Raw genomic sequence first — 1,765 nt, forward strand, 5'->3', positions numbered from 1 at the left:
TGTCGCGGCCGGCATCGGGCTGTCGCAGGCCACGTGGACCGTGCCCGCGAACGCGCCGCTCAGCGTGCGGCTGCTGCAGGGCAACGTGAAGCAGGACATCAAGTTCGAGCAGGAGGGCATCGACGCGGCGATCAAGATGTACCAGCAGATGATCGTCGAAAAGCCCGCCGACCTGATCGTCACGCCGGAGACCGCGATCGCGGTGATGATCCAGGAGCTGCCCGAGCCGTTCGCCGTCGCGATCCGCAAGTTCAGCGACACGACGGGCACGGCCGTGCTGTTCGGCGCGGTCGGCGCGTCGGTGACGCCGGAGGGCCGTTACGTCGACTACACGAACAGCCTGTACGGCGTGACGCCGCATTCGCGCGATATCTATCACTACGACAAGCACCATCTCGTGCCCTTCGGCGAATTCATCCCGTGGGGCTTCCGGTGGTTCGTCGACCTGATGAAGATGCCGCTCGGCGACTTCGCGCGCGGCGCGCCGGTGCAGAAGCCGTTCCTCGTGCACAACCAGCCGGTGATGGCCGACATCTGCTACGAGGACTTGTTCGGCGAGGAAATCGCCGCGACGATCCGCGACAACCCGCAGCCGCCCGGCGTGCTCGTCAACGTGACGAACCTCGCGTGGTTCGGCGACACGATCGCGCTCGACCAGCATCTGCAGATCGCGCGGATGCGCGCGCTCGAGACGGGCCGGCCGATGCTGCGCTCGACCAATACCGGGATGACGGCCGCGATCGACGCACACGGCCGCGTGCTCGGCCAGCTGAAACCGTTCACGATCGGCTCGCTCGACGTGCGGATCGAAGGCACGAGCGGCTTCACGCCGTACGTGACGAGCGGCAACAACGTCGTGCTCGCGGTATCGCTGGTGCTGCTCGCGTTCGGCTTCACGTTCGGGCCGGCCCTGCGCCGCCGCAACGGCTCGAAGGCCGGCGACAACCCCAACGTGTGACGCATCGGCCGGCCGCTCAGGCCGGCCGCTTGGCCTCCGCGGCGAGGCCGCGCAGATCCCGCCCGAGCGCTTCCATCACCGGCGCCCATGCGCCGAACGTCGGCTGCCGGTACAGCGTGGCGGTCGGATACCACGGGCTGTCGGTGCGTTCGAGCAGCCACGGCCAGTGCGGATTCACGTCGAGCAGCACCCAGGTGCGCGCGCCCAGTGCGCCCGCCAGATGCGCGACCGACGTGCACACCGTGATCACCAGATCCAGCGCGCCGATGAACGCGGCCGTATCGTCGAAGCTCTTCAGTTCGGCCGTGTAATCCTTGATCGCGAAACCGGCCGCGCGCGCCGCGGCGACATCCGCGTCCGCGCCCGGCTGCAGCGAATGGAACGTGACGCCTTCGATACCGCGAAACGCATCGGCATAGCGATCGAGCCCGACGCGCCGGAACGGGTTGCGCTGGTGTCCCGGACTGCCCGTCCAGACGAGCCCGACGTTCAACCGGCCATCGCCCGCGAGCCGCGCGCGCCACGCGTCGCGCGCGTGGCGGTCGGCATGCAGGTACGGCACCGACTCGCCGAGCGTCGACGTCTCCATCCCGAGCATCAGCGGCAGCCCGATCAACGGCACTTCGTAGTCGAAGGCGGGCAGTTCGTCGACGCTGCCGCCCGCGCTGAACGCGTCCGCATGCGCACCTCGTGGGGCATTCACGTGCGGGATGGGCAAAGCGTTGCGGGACTGTTCGATCCGACCTATGTGCCGCCGCCCGCATCACCCGCCTACAGACTGGCGGTACGTGGCGCGACGACAGCGCG

The 1,765-nt window shown here is 68.7% G+C and carries 1 protein-coding gene and 1 pseudogene; one reads left to right on the forward strand and one right to left on the reverse strand.

Annotation, left to right across the window (positions count from 1 at the left end; translation table 11 throughout):
- Positions 1-958 (forward strand): apolipoprotein N-acyltransferase (gene lnt, locus F3J14_RS34725; RefSeq protein WP_166726730.1); only part of this gene is annotated, 958 nt, incomplete at its 5' end.
- Positions 959-974: 16 nt separating this feature from the next.
- Here the strand turns inward: lnt and F3J14_RS34730 are convergent.
- Positions 975-1,646 (reverse strand): annotated as a pseudogene (locus F3J14_RS34730) (hypothetical protein); the annotation flags it as partial.
- Between the last annotated feature and the right edge of the window lie 119 nt (positions 1,647-1,765).

Origin of the sequence: Burkholderia sp. Tr-862 (assembly GCF_011753085.1) — a bacterium.
GTDB classification, from domain to species: domain Bacteria; phylum Pseudomonadota; class Gammaproteobacteria; order Burkholderiales; family Burkholderiaceae; genus Burkholderia; species Burkholderia ambifaria.